Below are 1,868 nucleotides of genomic sequence, written 5' to 3'. Positions count from 1 at the left end.
GACCGCAGCGGTAATGCGCACAGTTCGCTGCTCAACAGCGTCTAATACGGAAAGCGCTGAGACACTACCCGCCCCCGCCACGTCCCCGCCCGGTTGCCGCGGCGGGGACGTCGAACGCCTGACCCACGGTGCCCGACCAGTCCGAATCCGCCGATACTCGTCGCGCGGCCCAGAATGCGGCACCCGGGCCCGCCGACCGGCTCGGTATGCGCTGGTTCGCCGGATCGGCCGTTATCGCTTTCCTGCTCAGTTTCCTGCAGGCTCCCGGGCTCACCGTCGCCGATACCAAATACGACCTCGCCGAGAATCCGCTCGGCTTCCTGGCCCGCGCCGCCCACCTGTGGAGCAGCCAGGCCCCGATGGGCCAGGTCCAGAACCAGGCCTACGGGTATTTCTTCCCGCACGGCGCGTTCTTCGCGCTCGGTGATCTGCTCGCCGTTCCCGCCTGGGTGACCCAGCGGGTCTGGTGGGCGCTGCTGCTGCTCGCCGGGTTCTGGGGGGTGGTCAAACTCTGCGAGACGCTGGGGATCGGCGGGCGCGGGTCGCGGATCATCGCGGCGATCGCGTACGCCCTGTCGCCGCGGGTGCTCACCACTCTCGGTTCGATCTCCTCGGAAACCCTGCCCATGATGCTGGCGCCGTGGGTGCTGCTGGCACCCGCGGCGCTCGGCACTGCGTACCGGCGGCGCCGGCGCGGCGGGTCGCTCTCCCCGGCCGGGAGTGCGCTGGCGCTGGCGCTGATGGGCGCGGTGAACGCGGTCGCGACGGTGGCGGCGTTCCTGCCCGCGCTGCTGTGGTGGGCGAGTTACCGGCCCAACCGCGACTGGTGGCGCTTCACCCGCGCCTGGGTGCCGCTGCTGGTGCTCGCGGTGGCGTGGTGGGCGGTGCCACTGCTGCTACTCGGCCGGGTGAGCCCGCCGTTCCTCGACTACATCGAATCCTCCGGGGTGACCACCCAATGGGCCTCACTCGGCGAAGTCCTGCGCGGCACCGACAGCTGGACACCGTTCGTCTCGCCGGAACGTATCGCCGGGGCGGTGCTGGTCACCCAGCCGGCGGCGGTGCTCGCGACCGGGTTGCTCGCCGCGGCGGGGATGGCAGGCCTGGCCTTGCGCTCGATGCCCGGGCGCGGGCGGCTGGTGTTCATCCTGTGCGTCGGGTTGACCGGTATCTGCGCGGGTTACGTCGGGCAGCTGGGCGGGCCGTTCGCCGAATCCGTACGCATCTTCCTCGACTCCACCGGCGCACCGCTGCGCAATGTCCACAAACTGGAGCCGCTGATCCGGTTGCCGCTGGTGCTGGGCCTGGCGCAACTGCTCGCCCGGGTGCCGCTGCCCGCCTCGGTGCGGCTGCGGGAATGGCGGCACGCCTTCGCGAACCCCCACCGCGACCGCCGGGTCGCGGTGGCGATGCTGATCCTGGCGGCGCTCGCGCTGTCCACTTCACTGGCCTGGACCGGCAAACTCGCCCCGCGCGGCGCCTACGGCGAGGTACCCGCCTACTGGCAGCAGACCGCCGACTGGTTACGCGAGAATGCCGCCGACACCCGGGCACTGGTCGTACCGGGAGCGCCGTTCGGCAGCCAGGTGTGGGGCCTGACCCGCGACGAACCACTGCAGGCACTGGCCGGGACACCGTGGGCGGTACGCGACGCCGTACCGCTGAACCCGCCCGGGACCATCCGGGCCATGGATTCCGTACAGCGGCTCATCGCCGCCGGCCGGGCGGGGGGGGGGGGGGGGGGGGGGCGGGCGCGGGGGGGGGGGGGGGGGGGGGGGGGGGGGGGGGGGGGGTTAGGGGGGCCGCGGGGCCCGCGGACCCCCCCCCCGGGGGGGGGGGGGGGGGGGGGGGGGGGGGGGGGGGCCCCC

Annotated in this window: 1 protein-coding gene; it reads left to right on the top strand. The window is 73.6% G+C overall.

Going from position 1 to position 1,868, the window contains the following annotated elements; translation table 11 throughout:
* Positions 1–206: 206 nt before the first annotated feature.
* A partial coding sequence (locus tag QH276_RS32965; RefSeq protein WP_280407011.1) for an alpha-(1->3)-arabinofuranosyltransferase domain-containing protein occupies positions 207–1,868 on the top strand: 1,662 nt, incomplete at its 3' end.

It is taken from the genome of Nocardia carnea (assembly GCF_029869215.1).
GTDB lineage: Bacteria > Actinomycetota > Actinomycetes > Mycobacteriales > Mycobacteriaceae > Nocardia > Nocardia carnea_B.
This window is presented reverse-complemented; position numbering and strand designations above follow the sequence as displayed.